This is a genomic window from Reyranella sp. CPCC 100927 (assembly GCF_007859315.1).
Lineage (GTDB): Bacteria > Pseudomonadota > Alphaproteobacteria > Reyranellales > Reyranellaceae > Vineibacter.
Window position 1 is genome coordinate 1 of sequence record NZ_VOHA01000053.1, and the last position, 4190, is coordinate 4190.

General features: G+C 69.1%; 1 protein-coding gene. It reads right to left on the bottom strand.

The genetic code is table 11. The annotated features are described in order from the left end of the window. Positions 1-4190: autotransporter-associated beta strand repeat-containing protein (locus tag FQU96_RS41875; protein WP_146547381.1), on the bottom strand; the 4190-nt coding region annotated here is incomplete at both ends.

Sequence of the window (4190 nt, forward strand, 5' to 3'; positions counted from 1 at the left end):
GTAGTCGGCCCGCGCGGCGTCAGCCACACCGGGGAAGGTGATGGAGCGGCTGCTGTCGATGCTGTGCCAGGTATGGGATGCACCGAGACGCACGCCGATCGCACCGAACTGCGCGCCGCCGTAGAGGGCGAGGTGATAGGAGTCGATGGTGGCGCGCGAGGATCGGCCATCGACATCGATGGTCGAGCGGCTGTAGCCGGTGGCGAGGCCGATGGTCCAGGTGTCGGCGATCTTGGTGTCGGCGCCGATGAAGAAGCCGCCCGTGGTGCGCTTGGCGGTGGCGGCATTGCCGTCGCCGGATGTACGCGCAATGGCGCCGAAGCCCTGGAACCAGGCGGTGATGGCGGTGCCGTCCTGCGGGCGTTGGCTCTGGTCGGTGGCCTGTGCCAGAGCGGCGAACTGCGGCCCGGCGGCGGTCGATGTGCCGGACAGGCGGGTGCGAGCGACGACAGCGTCACGCAGGTAATGGCTGTCCTCGATCAGCGCCGAGCGGGTCGAGGCATGCACCTCGCCGGAGAGCGCGTTGAAGGCACGTTGAGCGGACGCAGCATCGGGCAGGCTGGCGATCGCGTCGTAGAGCGTGTTGCCGGCACCGAGGCTCTCGGCGCCGTTGGCGACCGCGCACTGGTTGGGCGCACCGGCGAGGCTGCAGAAGGAGACGGTATTGCGGGTGACGTCGAGGAAGACGGTGTTGGGATCGTAGGCGAGCGCGAGGTTGATGAAGGGCAGGTTCTGGGTGAAGCCGTCGAAGGTACCGCTGACGCCGGCGGTGGCGGTGAGGATGGTGTATCGCGTGCCTGATGTGTAGCTGCCGGCGGCCTTGATGACGGAGACGGTGCCGCCGCTCAGTGTGGCGGTGCCGGTGGCGTTCAGGCGGTCGCCGGTGCCCGCGGGTTCGATCTCGACCTCGTAGGTTGAGCCGGGGCCGAAGCTGACGTTGCCGGCGACGTTGAGGGTGCCGATGGAGTTTCCGGGGCTGACGGTGCCGCCGCGGTTGGCGACGATACCGCCGACGGTGCCGGTGCCGCCCAAGGTGCCGCCGGTGACGGTGACGATGGAGCTGCCGATGGTGCCGTTCACGACCAGGCGGCCGTTCTCGACCGCGGTCGGGCCGCTATAGGGGCTGGCGGCGGTCAGCACGGTGGTGCCGGTGCCGATCTGGCGCAGGCCGCCGGTGCCCGACACGATGCCATCGAAGGTGACGCTGTCGGCGCGGTTGAAGGCGAGCGAGCCGCTGCTGGCGACGTTGCCGGCGACCATGCCGGTGGTGCCGCCGTTGCCGAGCTGCAAGGTGCCGGCGGTGATGGTGGTGCCGCCACTATACGTGTTGGCGCCGGTGAGGATCAGGGTGCCAGGCCCGATCTTGTTGAGGCCGCTGCCGGTGCCGTCGGCGATGACCGAGCCGATGGTGGCCGTGACGCCAGTCTCGATGTTGATCGTGCCGGTGGTGCCGACGGCGGGTGCGATGGCGAGCGTGCCGCCGCTCAGCGTGTAGCCGGTGGTGGAGAACTGCAGCGTGTCGAACGCCTGCGTGCCGCTGACGGAGACGGTGCCGGCGGCGCCGGTGAAGACGCCGACGGAGCCGCCCCAGGTGCCGTTGACGTTGGCCTGTCCGGGCTGTCCGGTCCAGTTGGTGCCGGCGCCGCTCCAGGTGCCGTTGCCGCCGTCGACGCTGCCGTTGCCGGTGCTGTCAGCGCCGTCCCAGAAGTGCAGGGTCTGTCCGGTGCCGAGCACGGCGAGGTTGACCTGGTTGGGGACGGCGGTTTCGACTTGCTGTCGGGCGACGGCGAAACCACCGGTGCCGGTGACGGCGGTGCTGTCGAAGGCACCGGCCAGGGTGCCGCCGTAGTTGAAGAGGCGATAGTAGCCGCCGGCGGCAACCTGGGCGTCCAGAGCACCACCGAGGGTGAGGTTGCCGGTGACGACGACGAGATCGTTGGTCGTGCCGCCGACGACACCGGGAGCGTTCAGCTCAAAGCGCGAGGTAGAGCCCGTATTGAGCGTCAATGTGCCGACAGTGAGGGTGCCGGGGCTGGCACCGGCCGACAGCGTGCCGCCGACCGTGACGGGCCCGGTGATGGTGCCGGTGCCGCCGAGCGTCCCGCCGGCATTGACGGTGACAGTGCCGCCCACCGTGCCGTTGACCAGCAACGTGCCGGCATTGATGGTGGTGGCGCCGGTATGGCTGGCCGAACCGCCGAATGTCCAGGTCGCGGCGCCCGATTTGATCAGGCTGCCGGTGCCGGTGATGGCGCCGTCGAAGGCGGCGGTGGTGGCATTGTCGACGGTCAGCGTCGAGCCGAGGGATACGGTCGCACCGGCAACACCCGCGAGGTTGCGCACGGTGTGGCTGCCGCCGCCGGTGGTGGCGAACGTCGCGCCGGCGGCGACCGTGACGGCGCTGCTGGGTGCGATCGAACCGGCGGCGCCCAGCGTGAGGGTGCCGGCAGCGACGGATGTGGCACCGGTATAGGTGCTGCTGCCGTTCAGCGTCATGCTGCCGGCGCCGGTGACGACGAGGCCGCCGGTGCCGGTGATGGCGCCGCTGAAGGTGCGGTTGCCGGTGACGTTGACGGTGAGCGTGTTGGCGCCGAGGCGGACGGTGGAGCCGGCAACGCCGATCAGGTTGTTGATGGTCTGGTTGCCGGCGGCGGTGATGTCGAACGCCGTGTCGATCCCCAAACCGACGCGGCTGCTGTTGGCGATCGAGCCGCCGGCGCCCAGCGCCAGGGTTCCAAAGCTGATCGAGGTGTTGCCGGTATAGGTGTGGGCGGCGGTCAGTACGGTGGTGCCGCCGACACCGAACTGAAAGATGCCACCGGCACCCGAGATGACGCCGTCGAATGTGTAGGTATCGGATCGGGCAAACGCCAGTGCAGCATTCTCAGCGACGACGACATTGCCGACAATGGAGCCCGACGTGCCGTCATTGCCGATCTGGATGGCGCCGGCGTGGATGATTGTGCCGCCGGTGTAAGTGTTGGCACCGGTGAGCACCACACTGCTGTTGCCGATGTGTTGCACGCTGCCGCTGCCCGAGATCACGCCGGCAAAGGTGTCATTGAAGCCGTTGGCGAACACCAGTGCGCCGTTGTTGACGACGTTGCCGATGATCGACCCGCCGAGGACGGGAGCGCCGTTACCGATCTGCAGGGTGCCGGCGGTGATGGTGGTGCCGCCGGTATAGGTGTGGTTGGCGACGAGGATCAGGGTGCCGGGCCCGATCTTGTTGAGCCCGCTGCCGGTGCCGTCGGCGATGGTCGTGCCGATGGTGACGGCCACGCCGGCGTCGACATTGATGGTGCCGGTGGTGCCGACGGCGGGTGCGATGGCGAGCGTGCCGTTGCCGCCCACCACATAGCCGGTGGTGGAGAACTGCAGCGTGTCGAAGGCCTGCGTGCCGGCAACGGTGATGGTGCCGGCGGTGCCGGCGAAGACGCCGACCGAGCCGCCCCAGGTGCCGTTGATGTTGGCCTGTCCGGGTTGTCCGGTCCAGTTGGTGCCGGTGTTGCTCCAGGTGCCGTCGCCGCCGTCAACGGTGCCGTTGCCGGTGCTGTCGGCACCGTCCCAGAAGTGCAGGGTTTGTCCGGTGCCGACTACGGCGAGGTTGACCTGGTTGGGGATGCTGGTCTCGACCTGCTGTCGAGCGGGCGTGAAGCCGCCGGTGCCGGTGACGGTGGTGGTGTCGAAGGCACCGGCCAAGGTGCCGCCGTAGTTGAAGAGGCGGTAGTAACCGCCGGCGGCAACCTGGGCGTCGAGCGCACCGCCTAAGGTGAGGTTGCCGGTGACAACGACGAGATCGTTGGTGGTGCCGCCGACGACGCCGGGTGAGTTCAGCTCGAAGCGCGAGGTGGATCCGGCATTGAGCGTGAGCGTACCGACGGTGAGGGTGCCGGGGCTGGCGCCGGCCGACAGCGTGCCGCCGACCGTGACGGGCCCTGTGATGGTGCCGGTGCCGCCGAGCGTGCCGCCGGTGGTGACATTGACGGCGCCGCCCAAGGTGCCGTCGACCCGCAAGGTGCCGCCCGCGACGGTGGTGGTGCCGGTGAAGGCGCTGCTGTCGGGCGTGAGGATGGTGGTACCGGCCAGCACGTTGATGGTGCCGTTGCCGGTGATGGAAGGTGCGAAAGTGTAGGCGGAGCTGGTGTGGTTGAAGTTGATCGCACCGGTGCCGGCGCCGAACTGGACGG